We start from the raw sequence: 19592 nt of genomic DNA on the forward strand, positions 1-19592 counted from the left end.
GCATGATGTCCTCACCCGGGGACCGCCGGGCGCCCGGGGTGGACACTGGTGGGGACCCCGCGCACGAGGAGGGCATGTGTCCGAGGAGATCTGCTTTTCGTCCGCCCGCGAACTGGCGCGCCGGATCCGCGCCCGCGAACTGTCGGCGCGCGAGGTCCTACAGGCGCATCTCGACCAGATCGAAAGGACGAACCCGCAGGTCAACGCCATCGTCACGCTGGTCGCCGAACGGGCGGAACGGCAGGCGCGCGAGGCCGACGAGCGGCTGGCGGCCGGAGAGCGGCCGGGCCCGCTGCACGGCCTGCCCGTGGCGCACAAGGACACCCACGCCACCGCCGGAATCCGCACCACCTCCGGTTCGCCGATCTTCGCCGACCACGTCCCGGACCGCGACGAACTCGTCGTCGAGCGGATCCGCGCCGCGGGCGCCGTCACGCTCGGCAAGACGAACACGCCGGAGTTCGCCGCCGGGTCCCACACCTTCAACCCGGTGTTCGGCCTGACCCGCAACCCCTACGACCCGTCCCGGTCGGCGGGCGGCAGCAGCGGCGGCGCCGCGGCCGCTCTGGCGTGCGGCATGCAGCCGCTCGCCGACGGCGGCGACATGGGCGGCTCGCTGCGCAACCCCGCCTCGTTCTGCAACGTCGTCGGGCTGCGCCCGTCGCCGGGCCGGGTGCCGTCCTGGCCGGTCCTCGCGGGCTGGTCGACGCTGGGCGTGCAGGGGCCGATGGCCCGGAACGTCGCGGACGCCGCGCTGCTGCTGTCGGTGCTCGCCGGCCCCGACCCGCGCAGCCCGATCGCGCTGGAGACGCCCGGGGCGGCGTTCGCCGCGCCGCTGGACCGCGACATCGCCGGGCTGCGCCTCGCCTGGTCCCCCGACCTCGGCGGGACGATCCCCGTCGACCCGGCCGTCACCGGCGTGCTCGCGCCCGCCGCCAAGGTGTTCGAGGAGCTCGGCTGCGCCGTCGAGGAGGCCTCGCCCGACCTGACCGGCGCCGACGAGGTCTTCCGCACCCTGCGCGCCTGGCACTGGGACATCACCCTGCGCCCCCTGCTGGACGAGCGCCGCGCCGACTTCAAGCCCTCCCTGGCCGAGAACATCGACGCCGGGCGCTCCCTCACCGGCGCCGACCTCGGCCGCGCCGAGACGCTCCACACGGCGCTGTTCCACCGCGTCCGGGAGTTCTTCGAGCGCTACGACGCGCTGCTGCTGCCGGTCAGCCAGGTCCCGCCCTTCGACGCCGGCGCCGAGTACCCGGGCGAGGTCGCCGGGCGGCCGATGCGCGACTACCTGGAGTGGATGCGGTCGTGCTTCCTCATCTCGGCGACCGGGTGCCCCGCCCTGTCGGTGCCCGCCGGGTTCACCTCCGACGGGCTGCCGGTGGGCCTGCAGATCGTCGGCCCCCACCACGCGGACCTGGCCGTCCTGCGGATCGGCCACGCGTTCGAGCGGGCGACCCGGCACGGCGACCGGCGACCGCCCCTCGCCCTGCCCTAGACCTCCTCACGGGGGATGCGCAGGACGAACCGGGCGCCCTGGTCGCTGTCGGCGGCCACGAGCGTGCCGCCGTGCGCGCGGGCGATGTCGCGGGAGATCGTCAGCCCGAGGCCGGTGCCGCCGCGGTCCAGCTCGCGGCCCTCGGCGAGCCGGTGGAACCGCCAGAAGATGCGCTCGCGGTCCTCCGGCGCGACCCCCGAGCCGTCGTCGCGGACCTCCAGCACCGCCTCCGGCCCGTCCGCGGTCACCCGCACCCAGATCCGCGACTCCGCGTGCCGCTCCGCGTTGTCCAGCAGGTTCGTCAGCAGCCGGACGAGCTGGGCCTCGGTGACCCGGACCACGACGCCCTCGTCCGCCGCGACCTCGACCGGGATCCGCCGGGGCCGCCGGCTCACCTCCGCCCGGACCAGCTCGCCGAGGTCGACCCGCTCCCGCGGGACGTGTACGCCCGCGCCCAGCCTCGCCAGGATGAGCAGGTCGCCGACGATGCCCTGCAACCGGTCGGCGTCGGCGAGGGCCGCCCGGGCGACCGCCGGCCAGTCCTCGTCCTCCGGCTGCTCCAGCGCCGCCTCCAGCTGGGTGCGCAGACCCGTCAGCGGGCTGCGCAGCTCGTGCGAGACGTCCGCGACGAACGCGCGCTGCCGCGTGAGGACGTCCTCCAGCCGGTTCAGCATCACGTTCACCGACTCGGCGAGCTCGGACACCTCGTCGTTGGGCGCCGGAACGGTCACCCGGCGGTCGGCCCCGCCGGTGATCTCCGTCATCTCGGCGCTCATCACCCGGACCGGCCGCAGCGCCCGCCGCACCGACAGCGACACGATCCAGCCCACCACGGTCGTCGCGACCAGCACCGTCACGACGAGCAGGGCGAGGAAGACCGGCCTGGAGCGGGTGACCGTCGTGATGGGGGCGCCGACGTAGACCGTGCGGGTGCCGAAGCGGGTGTCGACCCGCTCGGTGACGAAGTAGAAGTCCGCGAGCCCCTGGAACCGCACGGTGTGGTACTCGGGGCGGCCCGCCACCGGTGAGACCGGGACCTTCACGGGGCCGTGGCCGTGCAGCGTGTCGCTGGCCGCGAGCACGCCGCCCTCGCCGTCCTGGACCTGGAGCAGCGGGAAACCGGGGTCCTCGACGCGGATCGTCCCCCGCACGTCGGTCTCGCGCACGAGCGTGGAGAGGTCGGTCACGACCAGGGTGCCGCGGTCGTGCAGCCCGCGGTAGACGGTGCCGCGGAGGACCTGGTAGAAGAGCGTGACGCCGCCGACGAGCAGCAGCGCGACGATGAGGGTGGCGGCCGCGGTCACGCGGGTCCGCACCGACCAGGACGCCGGCGACAGCCGGTCCCCGAGTATCCGCACCCGGCGCCCCTCCCCCTCCGGCTCGCGAGCGGCGGCCGGTGCCGCGCCGCGTCGACGCGCCGGGGGGAGGGCGCAGGACGGTTCTTACCGGGCCGTTGCCCTGCAAAACATCGCCACATATCGGACCGGCGCCCGTGCGGGCGGCGCCTCCCACCCCTGGGGAGCCGCCCACACGGGCACCGCTTCCCTCACTGTGCACGCCTCCGATGCACGGGGTGCTACATCGACGTGACGATCACGTTTCCACCCTTCTTCGGAAAAACCCGCCATAATTCGCCGCCGATAGGGGATGGGTGGGCGGGAGAGACGGAAGGGGGGTGCTGGAGCACCGCATGGACACTGACTTCAGGCCACTCGAACCCGCCGACCCCCGAGAGGTCGGCGGCCACCGACTGCTGGGCAGGCTCGGATCCGGCGGCATGGGGACGGTCTTCCTCGGAGCCGACCCGGTGTCGGGCGGGCGCGTCGCGGTCAAGACGATCCATCCGCACCTCGCCGAGGACCCGTCCTACCGGCGGCGCTTCCGCGACGAGGCGCACCTCGCGAGCCGGGTCGCCTCGTTCTGCACCGCGCGCGTCCTCGCGCAGGGCGAGCAGGACGGTCTGCCCTACCTCGTCACCGACTACGTCGGAGGCGTGTCCCTGCACGACAGGCTCACCTCCGGCGGCCCGCTGCCGCCCGCCGACCTGCACGGCGTCGCCGTGGGCGTCGCCTCGGCGCTCGCCGCGATCCACGCGGCGGGGCTCGTGCACCGCGACCTCAAGCCCGCCAACGTGATGCTCACCCTGTCCGGCTGCCGCGTCATCGACTTCGGCATCGCGGGCAGCCAGGACGCCCCGGACGATGCCGCCACGACCGGCCAGGTGTTCGGCACCCCCGGGTGGATCGCCCCGGAGGTGCTCGTCGGGGGCGCCTCGTCCCAGGCGGCCGACATCTTCGCCTGGGGCTGCCTCATCGCCCACGCCGGGACGGGGCAGATGCCGATCGGCGGCGACCCCGCGACGCTGCGCACCGCCGCCGGGGACGCCGACCTGTCCGGTCTCCCGGACGCGCTGGTCCCGCTCGTCCGGTGGGCGCTGGCGGAGGACCCGGCGGACCGCCCCACCGCGACCGACCTGCTCCTCGCCCTCGTCGAGCAGCCGCAGCCGCACGCCGCGGCCCGTCCCGCGGCGCGCCCCGCGCCTCCGGCCGGCCCGCCGCGCACCGCTCCCCGGCGCTCCCTCACCCCGCACTCACGGCGGCGGCGCCCCACGCCCGCGCCCGCGACGCCGTCGCGGAGGTCGGGCGCCGAGGACACCGACACCAGGGCGTTCACGCCGCTCGGCGTGGCGGACGTCACGACGTCCACCCGCGCGCGCCTGCTGGCGGGCGCCGGGGCCGCGGCGGGCACCCTCCTGCTCGGAGCGGTCGTCCTCGGGATCACCGGCGCCAAGGCCCCTCCGCCGTCCTCGCCGGGGACGCCGGCCCCGTCCGCGCCGGCGGTCTCCGCCGCGCCGACGAAGAAGGCGAGCGCCGTCAGGGCCGGAACGTCCAAGCGGCCCCTGGCGAAGACCGCCAAGCAGAAGCCGGTCCAGAAGCCGAAGCAGAAGCAGAAGGCGCAGGAGAAGAAGCCGAAGACGAAGCCGAAGCACGCGGCGAAGCACGGCAAGGCGAAGGGAAAGTCCAAGCGCTGAGCCCGGCCCCCAGGGCCGCGCTCGTCAGGTGCGCCAGATCAGGACGAGGGCGCAGTCGTCGTCGCGCGCCGCGGCCATGGTCTCCACCAGCTCCCGCGCGCCGCGGCCGAACCCCTGCGGGACGAGCCGCTCCGCCTCGCCGAGCAGCCGGTCGATCCCGGCGTCGAGGTCGCTGCCGGGCGACTCCACCAGGCCGTCGGTGTACAGGAGCAGCGCGTCGCCCGGACGCAGCTGCCCCCGCTCGGGCACGCAGTTCAGGTCGGGCACCACGCCCAGCACCACGCCCTTGGCCGAGCTGACCCGCCAGGCGCCGCTGCCCGCGTCGAACTGGACGGCGGGCGGGTGCCCCGCCGACTCGACCGTGTACTCCCCCGTGCGCAGGTCGACCACGACGTGCACGGCCGTCACGAAGCCCTCGTCCCACTGCTGGCGGTGCAGGTACACGTTGCAGGCGGGGAGGAAGTTCTCGGGCTGGACCGATCCAAGCAGGCCGCCGAAGGCCCCCGAGAGCATCAGCGCCCTGGTTCCGGCGTCGGTGCCCTTGCCCGACACGTCGACCAGCGCGACCTCCAGCGTGTCGCCGTCGGAGGCCGACACCACGAAGTCGCCGCCGAACGAGGAGCCTCCCGCCTGGAGCATCACGACCTGCGAGTTCCAGCCGTCGGGCAGCCGCGGCATCTCGCCGTGCCGCCGGAGCCGGTCGCGCAGCTCCAGCAGCATCGAGTCGCCGCGCAGGCCCTGCACGCCGAGCTGCTGGCGGGTCCGGGCGAGGGTGACGGCGAGCACCGCGGTGATGCTCAGCGTGGCGATCATGCCGAGCCCGAAGGCGGCGACGTCCTTCCAGACGTTGTAGGCGGCCATCGCCGCCACCACGGCCAGCAGCGCGGCCAGGCTCCGCACCTTCAGCAGCAGCCCGCCGACCACCACGATCAGCACCAGCGCGCCGGACGGCGCCAGCCCGCGCGAGTCGCCGGACGTGGCGATGCCGATCGCGAGCGCGAGGAGCGCCAGCGGCACGAAGACGTACCGGTCCCGGGTGAGGGTGCCCCGCCTGAGCCAGCGGTAGAGCACGACCAGGAACGGAACTCTGCGCAGCACGGCACGCACACGCGGCGGGAGCAGCTGCACCAGACGTTGAAGCATGACTCCGGCACTGTATCGAGCAATGCGCCCGGTCGGTCAGTATCCGAGGGCACCGGTGACGCACTGTCACGATCGTGCTACGCGAAATCGGGGTAGATGTCGCTTTGCGACTATCTCGGAGGGAGCGGCCCATGGTCCAGCCGGGCATGCGGATCACGGTGGACGCGGCGATGCGGGCCCGCGACGTCTCGCGCCCGCGCGCCGGGAGCGGGAGCCCGCCCGCGGCGGGCCCCGGACCCGGCGCCGCCTCCGGATCGAACCCGAGCAAGCCCGGCGACACCGGCAGGCGGACCAAGGCCGAGAAGAACGAGCGGCGCCGCCTCGACAAGCGCGGCGCCCGCAGGCCCTCCGAGAACGGCTCCTAGGCGGGGCGGCCGGTCAGCCCTCCCGCGGCAGCGGGGGCAGCTCGCCGGAGTGCTCGTAGGCGCTGAGCATCCTGATCCGCCGGGTGTGGCGCGGCTCCTTGGAGTAGGACGTCGCGAGGAACAGCTCCACGAAGCGGGTCGCGGTGTCGAGGTCGTGCTGCCGCGCCCCGAGCGCGATGATGTTCGCGTCGTTGTGCTCGCGGGCGAGCGTTGCGGTGTCCTCGTTCCAGACCAGGGCCGCACGCGCGCCCTTGACCTTGTTCGCCGCGATCGCCTCGCCGTTGCCGGAGCCGCCGATCACGATGCCGAGCGCTCCCGGCTCCGCCACCGTCCGCTCGGCCGCCCGCAGGACGAACGGCGGGTAGTCGTCCACGGCGTCGTACACGAACGCGCCGCAGTCGACGGCCTCATGCCCGTTCGCCTTCAGCCAGGAGACCAGGTGCTCCTTCAGTTCGAAGCCGGCATGGTCGGATCCAAGAAACACGCGCATGCGCCCGATTGTCGCAGGCCCCCGCCGGGCCCGCGCGCGCGGGTCAGGCGTCGTCGTCCCGCCTGCGGTCGATCATGGTCCGGTCGGCGGGATCGGGATCGTCGTCCTCGGGGGCGTCCTTCGGTTCGTCCTTCGGACCGTCCTCGCGGCCTTCCTGCGGGCCCTCCCCAGGGCTCTCCTTCGGCTCCTCCGGCGCCCCCTCCGAGCTCTCCCCAGGCGCCGCGTCCGGCTCCTCGGGCGTCTCGGGAGGCGTCCGTTCCTGCGGCGGTGCGGACGGCTGCGGCGGGACGGGCGGCACGCCGAACTGCCCCGGCTGCGGGGCCTGCCCGGGCTGCGGCGGCTGCGGCGGGACGGGCGGGGCGCCCCAGGCCGGCTGCTGTGGCTGCCCCTGCGGCGGGACGTAGGGGACGGCCGAGGGGTGCGGCGGCATCTGCTGCGGATAGGGAGGCTGCTGCATCGGCACGCCCGGCTGGGCCATGGAGGGCTGCGCCGGGGCGTAGGGCTGTCGGGGCCCGGCCTCGCGGGTGCGGGCGAGGAAGAACCCGGCCAGCGCGCCGAGCCCGGCCAGCCAGCCGAAGGCGAAGCCGAAGGAGGCGCCCTGGCCGACCGTGGAGCTGAAGGTCCGGCCGAACGACCCGTCGTGGAACTCGAACGCCCAGCGGGTCAGCGGGGCGGCCACGATTCCGGAGACGCCGCCCGCGACGACCGCCGCCCACCAGCCGATGATCAGGGCGCCGAACGGGCCGCGCTCCGGATCGGCCAGCCGGGCGCCCGCCAGGACCAGCCCGACCAGCACGGCGAAGAAGACGAGCAGGCTGAAGTCCTCCGCGAACGCCCCCTTCACGCCGGGCCCTTCCATCGGCGTGAGCCGCCAGGCGAGCGTGAGCAGCCACGACACGACCGGTCCGATGCCCTCGTCGTACCTGAGGTCGCTCCTGTTGATCTGCTCGACGACCCACTGGTTTCCGAAGAGGAGGGCGAGGAGGGCCATGGGAACCACCGCGCCGCCCGTCATCGCGAGCATCCGCCGCATCGTCATGGCGGGCAGAGTAGTGCGGTTCGGTCTCCGCCGGTAGGGCCCGCGCTACCCGCTGTAGGCGCTCAGGAGGCGGGGACGGGGAAGCGGAACCCGGGGTCGACCTGCGCCTCCAGGTCCTCTCCGGCGGCCCGGCTGGCCCAGCTCCGCGCGTTCTTGACGTGGAACTCCACGGCCTGCCGCTGGAACTCGTCCCAGTCCTTGACGCGGCCGTCCACCTCGGCGCGCATGCGGTCGAGGGCGGCGGTGTTGCCGTCCTCCAGCGCGACGCCCTCACGGCCCTGCTCCAGCGCCCGGACGGCGGCGGACTGGCCGACCCAGGTGAGCAGGTCGTCGCCGACGTGCTCGCGCAGGTAGGCGACGTCCTCCTCGGACTGCACCTTGTTGCCGACGACGCGGATGGCGACGTCGTAGTCGCGGGCGTACTCGGTGTACTGCCGGTAGACGCCGACGCCCTTGCGGGTGGGCTCGGCGACCAGGAACATCAGGTCGAACCGCGTGAACAGCCCGGAGGCGAACGTGTCGGCGCCGGCGGTCATGTCGACGACGACGTACTCGCCCGCCCCGTCCACCAGGTGGTTGAGGTAGAGCTCCACCGCGCCGGTCTTGGAGTGGTAGCACGCCACGCCGAGGTCGTCGTCGTTGAACGGGCCGGTGGCGAGCAGCGTGACGCCGTCGACCTCCTGGCCCGCCTCGTGGAAGGGGTCGTCGCCGCGGAACCGCAGCAGCCGCGACCCGGAGCCGGGCGGGGTGGTCTTGACCATCGCTTCCGCGGAGGAGATGCGCGGGTTGGCGCCGCGCAGGTGCTCCTTGAGCTCGGGGAGCCGGTCGCCCAGCGCGGGGATCTTGGCGGCGCGGCCCTCGTCGAGCCCGAGCGCCACGCCGAGGTGCTGGTTGATGTCGGCGTCGATGGCGACCACGGGCAGCCCCCGTCCGGCCAGATGGCGGACGAACAGCGCCGACAGGGTGGTCTTGCCGCTGCCGCCCTTGCCGACGAACGCAACCTTCACGAATGCCCCCATTCTGGATATGAAAACCGTTACCACTGTCAGGACACGAGTCTCCCGGAGCGGGGCCGGGCAGGCAAGCGGAACGGCCGAAGTGCCGTCGATCGGCGCGGGGGCAGGGCAAGGCAGGGGGCGCTGCGGGGATGCTGCGGAGGGTGCTGCGGGGGTGCTGCGGGGGTGCGGCGGTCAGCGCGGCGCCGCGGCCGGGTCGAACCCGAAGGGCAGCTCCAGGCGGTGCGCCGCCAGCAGCCCGGCGTCGCCGAGCAGTTCGCGGGTGGGCCGGTCGGCCGCGATGACCCCGCCGGAGAGGATCACCGACCGCGGGCACAGTTCGGCCGCGTACGGCAGGTCGTGCGTGACCATCAGGACCGTCACGTCCAGGCTCAGCAGGATCTCGGCGAGCTCGCGGCGGCTGGCCGGGTCCAGGTTGGACGACGGCTCGTCCAGCACGAGGATCTCCGGCTCCATCGCCAGGACGGTGGCGACGGCGACGCGGCGGCGCTGGCCGAAGCTGAGGTGCTGCGGCGGGCGGTCGGCGGCGTCCAGCATGCCGACGCGGGCGAGCGCGTCCCGCACCCGGCGGTCCAGGTCCTCGCCGCGCAGGCCGAGGTTGGCGGGGCCGAACGCGACGTCCTCCCGGACGGTCGGCATGAACAGCTGGTCGTCGGGATCCTGGAAGACGATCCCGACGCGGCGGCGGATCTCCCGCAGCGCCTTCCTGTCCTTCGGGTCGACGGCGAGGCCGCCCACCCGGACCTCGCCCAGGCCGCCGTGCAGGATGCCGTTCAGGTGCAGGACGAGCGTGGTCTTCCCGGCGCCGTTCGGCCCGAGCAGCGCGACGCGCTCCCCGCGCCCGACCGCCAGGTCGACGCCGAACAGCGCCTGCGTTCCGTCGGGGTACGCGTAGGCGAGGCCCTTCACCTCGAGCGACAGGGTCATGGGGCCATCCAAGCAGCCAGCGCGACGAGCGCGGCGGCCGAGGGCAGCGCGGCGGCGGCCGTCCACTGCGCGGCGGTCGCGCCCGCGCCGTCGACGGCGGGCATCCGGCCGTCGTACCCGCGGCTGATCATGGCCAGGTGGACGCGCTCGCCGCGCTCGTAGGAGCGCAGGAACAGGGCGCCCACGGATCGGGCGAGCACCCCCGTCGCGCGGATGTCGCGGGCCTCGAAGCCGCGGGCCGCCCGCGCGACCCTCATCCGGCCGAGCTCCGCGGCGACGACGTCGCCGTAGCGCAGCATGAACCCGGCGATCTGCGTGATGAGCTGCGGCATCCGCAGCCGTTCGATGCCGAGCAGCAGCAGCCGCGGCTCGGTCGTCGCGGCCAGCAGGATCGACGCGACGACACCGAGGGTGCCCTTGGCGAGGATGTTCCAGGCGCCCCACAGCCCGCTCTCGCTGAGCCGCAGTCCCAGGACGGTGACCTTCTCGCCGTTCGCGACGAACGGCATGAGGAAGGCGAACGCGACGAACGGCACCTCGATGACGATCCGCCGCGCGACCGTCCCGAACGGGATCCGGGCCGCCGCGGTGACCGCCGCGAGCAGCAGCGCGTACACGCCGAAGGCCCAGATCCGCTCGCGCGGCGTGGCGACGACCAGCAGCACGAACGCCAGGACGGCGACGAGCTTGCACTGCGGCGGCAGCCGGTGCACCGGCGAGGCGCCCGGCACGTAGAGCCGGTGCGCGTGGCCCGCGCCCATCAGCCCTTCCGGGACGGCTCGGACGGCGCCTCGGTCTCCCGCTCCGGAGCCGTCCGGTCGGCGGCCGTGCCGCGCCCCCGGACCGTCCAGAACAGCCCGCCGCCCACGAGGAGGACCAGGCCCACACCGATCACGCCGGACAGCCCGCCGGACAGCCGCGCGTCGTCGACGCCCTTGACGCCGTAGTCGCCGAGCGGCGAGTCCTTGAGCGAGTGGTCCTTCTCCTTGGCGCTGATGCCCTTGTCCTCGGCGACCTTCTCCAGGCCGTCGGGGTTCGCGCTGGCGTAGTAGCTGACGATCCCGGCCAGGACGAGGGAGACGAGCAGGAACCCGGCGAAGAAGCGCTTGGTGGTCATCGTGGTCCTCCTCAGGCCCGGGACGGCTTCGGTTCGGCGGCGTTCCGCCCGCCCGTGCGCAGCTCCAGCGGCTTCATCAGCCCGCGCGCCCCGTGCACCAGGTCGGGCCGGACGGCGAGCACGCTCGACACGGTCACCGCGGTGATCAGCGCCTCGCCGATGCCGATCAGCACGTGCACGCCGATCATCGCGGCGGCGACCTTCCCGATCGAGACGTCGGCCGTCCCCCCGGCCGCGTAGATCAGCGTGAAGGCGACGGCCGCGGCGGGCACCGAGACGACGGCCGCGGCGAACGACGCCCCGGACACCGACGCGCGCGTCTTGGGCAGCACCCGCAGCAGGAGCCGGAACAGGCCGTAGCCGACGGCCACCGTGACCAGCGCCATCGTGGTGACGTTGACGCCCAGCGCGGTCAGGCCCCCGTCCGCGAACAGCAGCGCCTGCATGAGCAGGACCACCGACACGCACAGGACGCCGGTATAGGGCCCGACGAGGATCGCGGCGAGCGTGCCGCCGAGCAGATGCCCGCTCGTCCCGGACGCGACCGGGAAGTTGAGCATCTGCGCGGCGAACACGAACGCGGCCGTCAGCCCGGCGAGCGGCGCGGTGCGGTCGTCCAGTTCCCGCCGGGCGCCGCGCAGCGCGACCCCGACCCCGGCCACCGCGACGGCGCCCGCCGCGAGCGAGACCGGCGCGTCGATGAATCCGTCCGGTACATGCACGACTCAACCACCCCTACCTCTTTGCAGCCAGCAGGACCAGTTTGTCGGCATAGACCTCGTAGTTGCAACATCCTCGCAATAGCAACCGATGTGTGGCCCGCCGGCGAGGCCTCCCGGGGACGTCCCCGGGCGGCGCTCAGTCGAAGCTCGGGTCTTCCGTCCTCGTGCGCTTCAGCTCGAAGAAACCGGGCGTGCTCGCGACCGCCAGGACGCCGTCGAAGAGCTTGACGGCGGCCTCGCCGCGCGGGATCGGGGTGACGACGGGGCCGAAGAAGGCGTGGCCCTCGACCTCGATCACCGGGGTGCCGACCTCCTGGCCGACGCGGTCGATCCCGTCCTTGTGGGAGGCGCGCACGGCGTCGTCGTAGTCGGTGGACTCGGCGGCGTCCGCGAGGGCCGGGTCGAGGCCCGCCGCGGTCAGCGACGCCTCGAAGAACGCGCGGTCGAACTTCTGCCGCTCGTGATGCCTGCGGGTGCCCAGCTCGGTGTAGAGCCGCCCGAGCACCTCGGGGCCGTACTTCTGCTCGGCGGCGACGCACACGCGGACGGGGCCCCAGGCGTCGGCGAGCATCCGCCGGTAGTTCTCGGGGATGTCCTTGTCCTCGTTGAGGACGGCCAGGCTCATCACATGCCAGCGCACGTCGATCGGCCGCTGCTCCTGCACTTCCAGGATCCATCGGGAGGTGATCCACGCCCAGGGGCAGAGGGGGTCGAACCAGAAGTCAACGGGTGTGGGAGCGTCCTCGGGCAACGTGGCCTCCTAGAGAGTGTGCATGTCCTCAAGCGACAACCCGGGGGCGCTCGTCCCGATTCCCGTCGGCGAGAGGTCGCCGAAGTCCGTGGCGGACGGGCCGTAGGGTCGTCCGGTTGGTAGACATGGGGACACCAAGCCTTTAAGCCGACCAAGGAGTTCATGTGGCAGGCAACCTCACGCGCGACGAGGCGCGGGAACGGGCCAGGCTGCTCAGCGTCGCGTCGTACGCGGTCGACCTGGACCTCACGACGGGCGAGGAGCGGTTCGGCTCCACCACCGTGGTCAGGTTCGGGAGCGCCGAGACCGGCGCGTCGACCTTCATCGACCTGCACGGCGCCGTCGTGCGGGAGGTGACCCTGAACGGCGAGTCCCTGGACCCCGCGTCCTACGACGCCGAGAAGGGCCGGATCCCGCTGCCGGGCCTGGCGGCCGACAACGAGCTGCGGGTCGTGGCCGACTGCGCGTACTCCCGGTCGGGTGAGGGCCTGCACCGGTTCGTCGACCCGGTCGACGACAGCGTCTACCTGTACTCGCAGTTCGAGACGGCCGACGCGCACCGCATGTTCACCTGCTTCGACCAGCCCGACCTCAAGGCCACCTTCGAGCTGACCGTGAAGGCGCCGGAGAACTGGGAGGTCGTCACCAACGAGGCCGCCGAGACGGCCGGAGGCGGGACGTGGCACTTCCTGCCCACGCCGCAGATCTCCACCTACATCACCGCGCTCGTGGCCGGGCCGTACCACGTCGTCCGCGACGAGTACCGCCGCGAGGACGGCACCGTCATCCCCCTCGGCGTGTACTGCCGCGCCTCGCTGGCGGAGCACCTCGACGCCGACGCGATCGTCGACGTGACCCGCCAGGGCTTCGGCTACTTCGAGAAGGTGTTCGGCCGCCCGTACCCGTTCTCGAAGTACGACCAGCTCTTCGTGCCCGAGTTCAACGCGGGCGCCATGGAGAACGCGGGCTGCGTGACGTTCCTGGAGGACTACGTCTTCCGGTCCCGGGTGACCGACGCGGCCTACGAGCGGCGCGCCGAGACGATCCTGCACGAGATGGCGCACATGTGGTTCGGCGACCTCGTCACCATGCGCTGGTGGGACGACCTCTGGCTGAACGAGTCGTTCGCCACGTACATGAGCGTCCTGTGCCAGGCGGAGGCCACCAAGTGGAAGGGCTCGTGGACGACGTTCGCGAACCTGGAGAAGGCGTGGGCCTACCGGCAGGACCAGCTGCCGTCCACCCACCCGATCTCCGCCGACATCCCCGACATCCGCGCGGTCGAGGTGAACTTCGACGGGATCACCTACGCCAAGGGCGCGTCCGTCCTGAAGCAGCTCGTGGCCTATGTCGGCCTCGACAACTTCCTGGAGGGCGTGCGGCGCTACTTCGACCGGCACGCGTGGGGCAACACCGTCCTCACCGACCTGCTGGGGGCGCTGGAGGAGACGTCCGGCCGCGACCTGGCGTCCTGGTCGAAGGAGTGGCTGGAGACCGCCGGGGTCAACACGATGCGGCCCGAGTACGAGGTCGACGGCGAGGGGAACTTCTCCTCGTTCACCGTCCTCCAGGAGGCAAAGGCCGACTACCCGACGCTGCGCGCGCATCGCCTGGCCATCGGCCTGTACGACAAGACCGCCGACGGACTCGTGCGGCGCGACCGGGTCGAACTGGACGTGGTCGGGGCCCGCACCGAGGTCCCGCAGCTCGTCGGCAAGAAGCGGCCCGACCTGGTCCTGGTCAACGACGACGACCTCACCTACGCCAAGGTCCGCCTGGACGAGCACTCCCTGAAGACGCTGATCGAGGACATCGGCGAGGTCAGGGACAGCCTGCCGCGCGCCCTGTGCTGGTCGGCGGCGTGGGACATGACCCGCGACGCCGAGATGGCGACGCGCGACTACGTCCGGCTCGTCGTCAAGGGGATCCGCGGCGTCACCGACATCTCGGTCACGCAGACGCTGCTGCGGCAGGCGCGCACCGCCGTCCAGCAGTACGCCGACCCGGGGTGGCGCGAGGAGGGCCTCGCCCTGATGGCCGACACCCTGGCGGACCTGGCGCGCGAGGCCGAGCCCGGCTCGGACCTCCAGCTGGCCTACACCCTGGCGTTCACCGGGTCGGCGGTCACCGGCGAGCACCTGGCGTTCGTCCAGGGCCTGCTGGACGGCTCGCAGGTCCTCGACGGCCTCACCGTCGACACCGACCTGCGCTGGGCGCTGCTGCGCCGCCTCGTCACCACCGGCAAGGCGGGCGAGGCCGAGATCGACGCCGAGCACGAGCGGGACCGCACCGCCGCCGGGGAGCGGCACGCCGCCGCCTGCAAGGCCGCGATCCCCACCCCCGAGGCCAAGGCGGCCGCCTGGGAGCGGATCATCGCGGGCGACCTGCCGAACGCCGTCTTCCGGGCGACGCTCGGCGGCTTCGTCGAGCCTGACCAGGCCGCGCTGCTCGTCCCCTATGTCGACCGGTACTTCGCCGAGGTCGGGCGCGTGTGGAAGGAGTGGACCAGCGACATGTCCCAGACGTTCGCCGAGGTCGCCTACCCGTTCCTGGTGATCGAGCAGTCCACGGTCGACCGCACCGACGCCTACATCGCGGAGAACGACCCGCCGGCGGCGCTGCGGCGGCTGCTGTCGGAGGGGCGCGACGGCGTCGCGCGCGCCCTGCGCGCCCGCGCGAAGGACGCCGCCTCGGCCTGACCCGGCCGCGCCCGTCCCAGCGAACCGGCCCAAAGGCCCCGTGACCATGCGATCGTTGCATGGTCACGGGGAGGGGACGAAGTGGAGACGGCTCGCGACGTTCTGACGGCGCTGGCGCGGCGCTACGCCTTCGGCGATCTGGAGGCGCTGCTGAGCCAGGGCACCCTGGCCGCGGACGGCCGCTCCGCGCCGGTCGCGGCGCTGTGCGCGTTCGGGCAGCGCGTCCTGGACCTGGACGCCGAGGACTTCGGCATGCCCGAGGAGGCCGGCGAGGTCCCGCGGGACCTCCTCGACCGGGCCCGCGCCAGCCGCATGCCGCAGGCCCCGCGGGAGCACCCCCGCGGAGCGCTCGCCAGCCTCCGGCCCGCGTACTCGTTGCTGCTGGAGGTCATCGCGATCCGCTGGCACCGCCGCGACATGGCCGCACTCGTCGCCGCCGTCCACATCGCCGGCGAGTACCTGCCGATGCTGGCCTGGGAGCCCGTCCTCGGCCACGCGGGCGACCCGGCGCTGATCGGTTCCGCCGTGCGCGGCGAGGGCAGCCGCTTCGGCGTCCCCGTCGAGCCGGGGTCGGTCCGCATGTGCGACCACACCCGGCCGGAGCGCTCCGCCTGCGAGCGCACCCTGCGGGTCGCCAAGGAGCCGCCGTCCGGCTGGCGCGCCTACCTCGACCGCCAGCACAGCCAGGTCTCGGCCGCGCTCGGCGACTGCGCCGCCCGCTGCCGCACCCCCTGCACGGTCATGACCCGCCTGGACGGCCTCGTCCGCGCCGACCTCAGCGACCGCTGCCGGCTCGCCGCCGACTTCGCCGACGGCGCCCTGGTGAAGCTGCGGCACGCCGCGCCGGTCGGCCACGGGTTCGGCGTCCCCTCGCCCGAGGAGGTCCAGGCCGCCTGGACCCGCGCCCGCAGGTCCCTGGCCCGGCATCCGCTGGGCAAGTCCGCATTGGCGGACGACGACTCCTACCCCCTGCCGGGCCTGCCGGCCGTCTTCTCGGCGATCGCCGCCGCCGACCTGCGCCCCGACACGCTCCTGCGCGACGTCACCGAGCGCATCACGTCGACGCTCGCCTGAAGAGCCTGAGCGTCCCGCGGTTCCTGAGGTCGTCCAGGAGGACGGGGCGGCCCTCCGCGTCCCCCAGCGGGACCCGCCAGTTCGGGTACTCGTCGACGGTGCCCGGCTGGTTCTGGGTGCGGCGCTCGCCCACGGCGTCGGCCAGGGAGACGCCGACGAGACGGGCGGGCGTCCGGGTGAGGAACTCCTGCAGCCCGGTGACGATCTCCTCGTCGTAGGCGCCGGAGCCGTCCGCCAGCGCCCGCACGACCACGGCCGGCTCGGCGGCCAGCAGGCCCTCGGCGTGCAGCACGGCGAGCCAGTCGGCCAGCTGGCGGCGGTGGTCGTCCTCCTCCTCGGCGCGGGGACGGGTGAGCAGCCCGAGGCGGTCGCGCAGGTCGATGTGGTCGCCGTGCACGAACCCGGTGATCGGCGGCATGTCGTGGGTGCCGACGGTCGCCAGGGACAGCTCCCGCCACCGGCCCGGCGGCTTGGGCCGGCCCCGCTCGTCCCGTTCGAACCACAGCAGGGACGTGCCGAGGACGCCGCTGTCGGCCAGCGCCTCCCGGACCTCCGGCTCGACGGTGCCGAGGTCCTCCCCGACGACGACGGCGCCGAAGCGCTCGGCCTCCCAGGCCAGCGATCCGAGCAGCGCGTCGCGGTCGTAGCGGACGTAGGTGCCGTCGGCGGGGGACGCCCCCTCGGGCACCCACCACAGGCGCGACACCTGCATCGCGTGGTCCAGGCGGATCCCGCCGGCGTGCCGCAGCGCGGCGGCGGCCATCTCGCGGAAGGGCCGGTAGGCGTCGAGGGCGAGCGCGCCCGGCCGCCACGGCTGCTGCCCCCAGTCCTGCCCGCGCTGGTTGAACTCGTCGGGAGGCGCGCCGACGCTCATCCCGGCCGCGCATGAGTCGCGGTACATCCAGGCGTCGGCGCTGCCGTGCGGCACCCCGACCGCCAGGTCGTGGACGATCCCGAGGGGCATCCCGGCGTCCCGGGCCGTGCGCTGCGCCTCCGCGAGCTGCCCGTCCAGCCTCCACTGGAGCCACTCGTGGAAACCGGCACGGGCGTGGTACCGGGGGGCGTCCACCACTCCGTGGTCGTGGGCGCTCCGCAGCCCGGACGGCCAGCGCCGCCAGTCCGTGGACCCCTGCTCCTCGCTGATGGCGCACCACGTCGAGAAGCTCGCGAGGGCGGCGCCCTCCCTCCGCCGGAACTCCTCGAACCCCGGGTCGCGGTCCCGGCGGCGGCGGTGCATCGCCTCCAGGGCCTCCAGCTTCACGGCCCACACGGCGTCCCGGTCCAGCAGGCCCTCCTGGGCGCGCAGCTTGGCGGCGACGGCCTCGAACCGCTCCCGGTCCGCGGCGGGCAGCTCGGCGTACTCGGGCATGTCCTCGATCCGCAGATAGAGCGGCGAGGGGAAGCGGCGGCTCATCGGCGAGTACGGGGACGCCCCGATCGGCGGGACGGGCTCGGTCGCGTGCAGCGGATTGACCAGCACGAAGCCCGCGCCGAGCTCCCGGCCGCTCCAGTCCGCGAGGTCCGCCAGGTCGCGCAGGTCGCCGAGCCCCCACGACGCCGCGGAGCGCACCGAGTACAGCTGCGCCGTGAACCCCCACATCCTCGGCGGCGGCCGCAGCGCGCCGGGCGCCACCAGCAGTTGCGTGTACCGCGTCCGCTCCCCGTTCCGGACGCGCAGGCCGCGCCAGCCGGGCGGGACGTCCGCGAGCCCGTCCAGGGGCTCGAAGGAGCGCTCGGCGGGCGGCACGTGGGCGCGCTGCGGCGCCAGGACCTCGTCCGTGCCGGTCTCGATCTCCACCTCGGCGGCGCCGTCCAGGTGACCGCCGAGCGCGGCGCGGATCCGCCCGGCGGTGCCGGCGCCGGCCCGGCGGACGACGACGGCCGGCGGGAGCTCCCGCGCCCGCTCCCGGTGGCGGTCGAGCTCCGCCCGGACGGCGGAGGGGGTGGAGGCGTCCACCCCGAGGGCCGCGAGGACGGCGGCGAGCGTGTCGCGCGAGACCTCCGTCACCCGTCCCCGCCAGTCCTCGTAGCGCGTCGCGACGCCGTGCAGCCCGGCCAGTCTGATCAGTTCGTCGTCAGCCACGCCTGCACCATGCCCGGTGCGGGGCGCGTCACGCCGTCCAGACCGGGGGCTTGCGGCCGATCCAGGGGCGGGCCTCCTCCAGCTGCGCGGACAGCGAGATCAGCGTGCCCTCCCCGCCGAGCCGCCCGGCGAGCATGACCCCGATGGGCAGGCCCTCGGCGTTCCAGTGCAGCGGGACGTTCACCGCGGGCTGCCCCGAGATGTTGTACATGGCGCAGAACGGGGTGAAGTGCGTCTGCCGCCGGAAGTTCTCCTCCGGGTCCTGGTCGTGGAAGTAGCCGACCGGCACCGGCGGCATGGCGAGCGTGGGGTGCAGGATCGCGTCGAACTCGTCCATCACCGGGAACGCCGCGCGCAGCGCCCCCTGGAGCGCGGCGTGGGCCTGGAACAGCTGCGGCGCCGTCGTCTTCTCGCCGTAGCCGCGCAGCCAGCGGGTCAGCGGCTGGAGCAGCTCCTCGCTCCCCTCGGGGACGGGCGTCATCGTCGCCATCACGCCCCACAGGGTCGCGAAGTGCGGGACGAGATCGGAGCCGAGCACATCCGGCAGCTCCACGACCTCGTGGCCGAGCTCCTCGAGGAGGGCGGACGCGTCCTTGTAGGCGGCGACGCAGTCGGGGTGGACCTCGACGTCCGGCACCGGCGGCCGGAGGCTCCGCGCGATCCGCAGCCGGCCCGGCGCGCGGTCGGCGCGGGCGAGGAACGGCCCGTCCGCCTCCGGCGCCCGGTACAGGTCGCCGGGCATGGGGCCCGCCATGACGTCCAGCATGAGGGCGGCGTCGCGGACGGTCCGCGCGATCGGCCCGTTGGTGGAGAGGCCGAACAGGTCGGGGATGACCGGTCCCTGGGAGATCCGGCCGCGGGTCGGCTTGATCCCGAACAGCCCGCACACGCTGCTCGGGATCCGGATCGAGCCGCCGCCGTCGCTGCCCTGCGCGATCGGCGCCAGCCCGGACGCGACCGCCGCCGCGGCCCCGCCGCTCGAACCGCCGGCCGACCGGGACGGGTCCCACGGCGTGCGGGCCGGGGGCGACACGGCGCCCTCGGTGTAGCAGGGCAGCCCGAACTCGGGGGACGCGGTCTTGCCGAGCAGCACCGTCCCGGCCGCCGCGAGCTTCGCCACCACGTGGTCGTCGGCGAACCCGGTCAGGTCGGCGTAGACCGCCGAGCCGAACGTCATCCGGACGCCGTCCACCATGTTCAGGTCCTTGATCGGCACCGGGACGCCGTGCAGCGGCGGCAGCTCCGCCGCGTCCGCCGTCTCCAGCACCGCCTTCTCGGCGCGGCGCGCCTCCTCGCGGGCGCGGTCGGCGGTGACCGTCACGTAGGCGCCCACCTGCTCGTCCAGCCGTTCGATGCGGGCCAGGTAGTGGTCGGCGATCTCGACCGGGGAGACGTCCCGGGCGCGGACGGCGGCGGCCATGCGTGTGGCGCTGAGGTCATGAATCTGTGTCACGATCCGGAACGCTAGACGCCGTGTGCGCGGGCATCAAAGAGGGCACACACGACAGCAGCGGCGGAAGGAGATTAATACTGGCCTACCCGACCGTGCCGTAAGAGAATCACTGACGTGGGGCGACAAAACATTAACCCGGCATGACTGGTCGCCCACCCTCCCGATGATTACTCTGCGCACGGAG

Annotated in this window: 17 protein-coding genes; 5 read left to right on the top strand and 12 right to left on the bottom strand. The window is 73.9% G+C overall.

The features are described from left to right. Positions 1–76: 76 nt before the first annotated feature. Entirely contained in the window at positions 77–1498 is a 1422-nt protein-coding gene (locus AB0C69_RS03150; protein ID WP_360349082.1) for an amidase, read from the top strand. Here the strand turns inward: AB0C69_RS03150 and AB0C69_RS03155 are convergent. Next, positions 1495–2856 (bottom strand): HAMP domain-containing sensor histidine kinase, encoded by a 1362-nt coding sequence (locus AB0C69_RS03155; protein ID WP_360349085.1) that lies wholly within the window; start codon positions 2854–2856, stop codon positions 1495–1497. The two genes, AB0C69_RS03150 and AB0C69_RS03155, sit on opposite strands and share 4 nt — an antisense overlap. 332 nt (positions 2857–3188) lie before the next feature. Between AB0C69_RS03155 and AB0C69_RS03160 the strand changes: the two genes are divergently transcribed. Continuing rightward, on the top strand, positions 3189–4529 hold the full coding sequence (locus AB0C69_RS03160) for a serine/threonine-protein kinase (RefSeq protein ID WP_360349088.1): 1341 nt from the start codon (positions 3189–3191) through the stop codon (positions 4527–4529). A gap of 24 nt (positions 4530–4553) precedes the next feature. On the opposite strand, the gene AB0C69_RS03165 is transcribed toward AB0C69_RS03160, so the two are convergent. Further along, complete coding sequence (locus AB0C69_RS03165; protein ID WP_345175729.1) at positions 4554–5672, bottom strand: PP2C family protein-serine/threonine phosphatase; 1119 nt, start codon at positions 5670–5672, stop codon at positions 4554–4556. 131 nt (positions 5673–5803) lie between these two features. Here AB0C69_RS03165 and AB0C69_RS03170 point away from each other — a divergent pair, with 131 nt between their 5' ends. Further along, complete coding sequence (locus AB0C69_RS03170; RefSeq protein ID WP_345175731.1) at positions 5804–6037, top strand: hypothetical protein; 234 nt, start codon at positions 5804–5806, stop codon at positions 6035–6037. A gap of 13 nt (positions 6038–6050) precedes the next feature. Here the strand turns inward: AB0C69_RS03170 and AB0C69_RS03175 are convergent, their stop codons facing one another. The 8 genes from AB0C69_RS03175 to AB0C69_RS03210 all read right to left on the bottom strand — a co-directional run bounded on the left by AB0C69_RS03175 (position 6051) and on the right by AB0C69_RS03210 (position 12099). After that, positions 6051–6527: a ribose-5-phosphate isomerase gene (locus AB0C69_RS03175; protein WP_345175732.1), complete on the bottom strand. Its 477-nt coding sequence runs from the start codon at positions 6525–6527 to the stop codon at positions 6051–6053. 43 nt (positions 6528–6570) lie between these two features. Then, complete coding sequence (locus AB0C69_RS03180; RefSeq protein ID WP_360349093.1) at positions 6571–7566, bottom strand: hypothetical protein; 996 nt, start codon at positions 7564–7566, stop codon at positions 6571–6573. A gap of 62 nt (positions 7567–7628) precedes the next feature. Then, positions 7629–8573: an ATP-binding protein gene (locus tag AB0C69_RS03185; protein WP_345175734.1), complete on the bottom strand. Its 945-nt coding sequence runs from the start codon at positions 8571–8573 to the stop codon at positions 7629–7631. Positions 8574–8756: 183 nt separating this feature from the next. Next, complete coding sequence (locus AB0C69_RS03190; protein WP_345175735.1) at positions 8757–9509, bottom strand: ABC transporter ATP-binding protein; 753 nt, start codon at positions 9507–9509, stop codon at positions 8757–8759. Then, the gene (gene cbiQ / locus AB0C69_RS03195; RefSeq protein ID WP_353830945.1) at positions 9506–10270 is read right to left on the bottom strand and encodes a cobalt ECF transporter T component CbiQ; all 765 of its coding nucleotides are present in this window, start codon (positions 10268–10270) and stop codon (positions 9506–9508) included. Before cbiQ ends, AB0C69_RS03190 begins: the two co-directional genes overlap by 4 nt. After that, positions 10270–10626 carry a PDGLE domain-containing protein gene (locus AB0C69_RS03200; RefSeq protein ID WP_360349098.1) on the bottom strand — a complete coding sequence of 119 codons (357 nt, stop codon included), beginning with the start codon at positions 10624–10626 and terminating at the stop codon, positions 10270–10272. Before AB0C69_RS03200 ends, cbiQ begins: the two co-directional genes overlap by 1 nt. A gap of 11 nt (positions 10627–10637) precedes the next feature. Continuing rightward, a complete protein-coding gene (locus AB0C69_RS03205) occupies positions 10638–11348 on the bottom strand; it encodes an energy-coupling factor ABC transporter permease (RefSeq protein WP_353830947.1) in 711 nt (236 codons plus the stop codon). A 136-nt stretch (positions 11349–11484) separates the two neighbouring features. Then, positions 11485–12099, bottom strand: coding sequence for a DsbA family protein (locus tag AB0C69_RS03210; protein WP_345175740.1), 615 nt, complete (start codon positions 12097–12099; stop codon positions 11485–11487). Positions 12100–12263: 164 nt separating this feature from the next. On the opposite strand from AB0C69_RS03210, the gene pepN reads away from it, so the two are divergent. Further along, positions 12264–14798, top strand: coding sequence for an aminopeptidase N (pepN, locus tag AB0C69_RS03215; RefSeq protein WP_360349103.1), 2535 nt, complete (start codon positions 12264–12266; stop codon positions 14796–14798). Between the two features lie 81 nt (positions 14799–14879). Beyond that, the gene (locus AB0C69_RS03220) at positions 14880–15872 is read left to right on the top strand and encodes a hypothetical protein (protein ID WP_360349105.1); all 993 of its coding nucleotides are present in this window, start codon (positions 14880–14882) and stop codon (positions 15870–15872) included. On the opposite strand, the gene malQ is transcribed toward AB0C69_RS03220, so the two are convergent. Both malQ and AB0C69_RS03230 read right to left on the bottom strand, forming a co-directional pair. Beyond that, the gene (gene malQ, locus AB0C69_RS03225; protein WP_360349108.1) at positions 15853–17955 is read right to left on the bottom strand and encodes a 4-alpha-glucanotransferase; all 2103 of its coding nucleotides are present in this window, start codon (positions 17953–17955) and stop codon (positions 15853–15855) included. The genes AB0C69_RS03220 and malQ overlap by 20 nt on opposite strands. A gap of 28 nt (positions 17956–17983) precedes the next feature. Beyond that, positions 17984–19408 carry an amidase gene (locus tag AB0C69_RS03230; RefSeq protein ID WP_360349111.1) on the bottom strand — a complete coding sequence of 475 codons (1425 nt, stop codon included), beginning with the start codon at positions 19406–19408 and terminating at the stop codon, positions 17984–17986. Between the last annotated feature and the right edge of the window lie 184 nt (positions 19409–19592).

It is taken from the genome of Actinomadura sp. NPDC048032 (genome assembly GCF_040653175.1).
Taxonomy (GTDB): domain Bacteria; phylum Actinomycetota; class Actinomycetes; order Streptosporangiales; family Streptosporangiaceae; genus Spirillospora; species Spirillospora verrucosospora.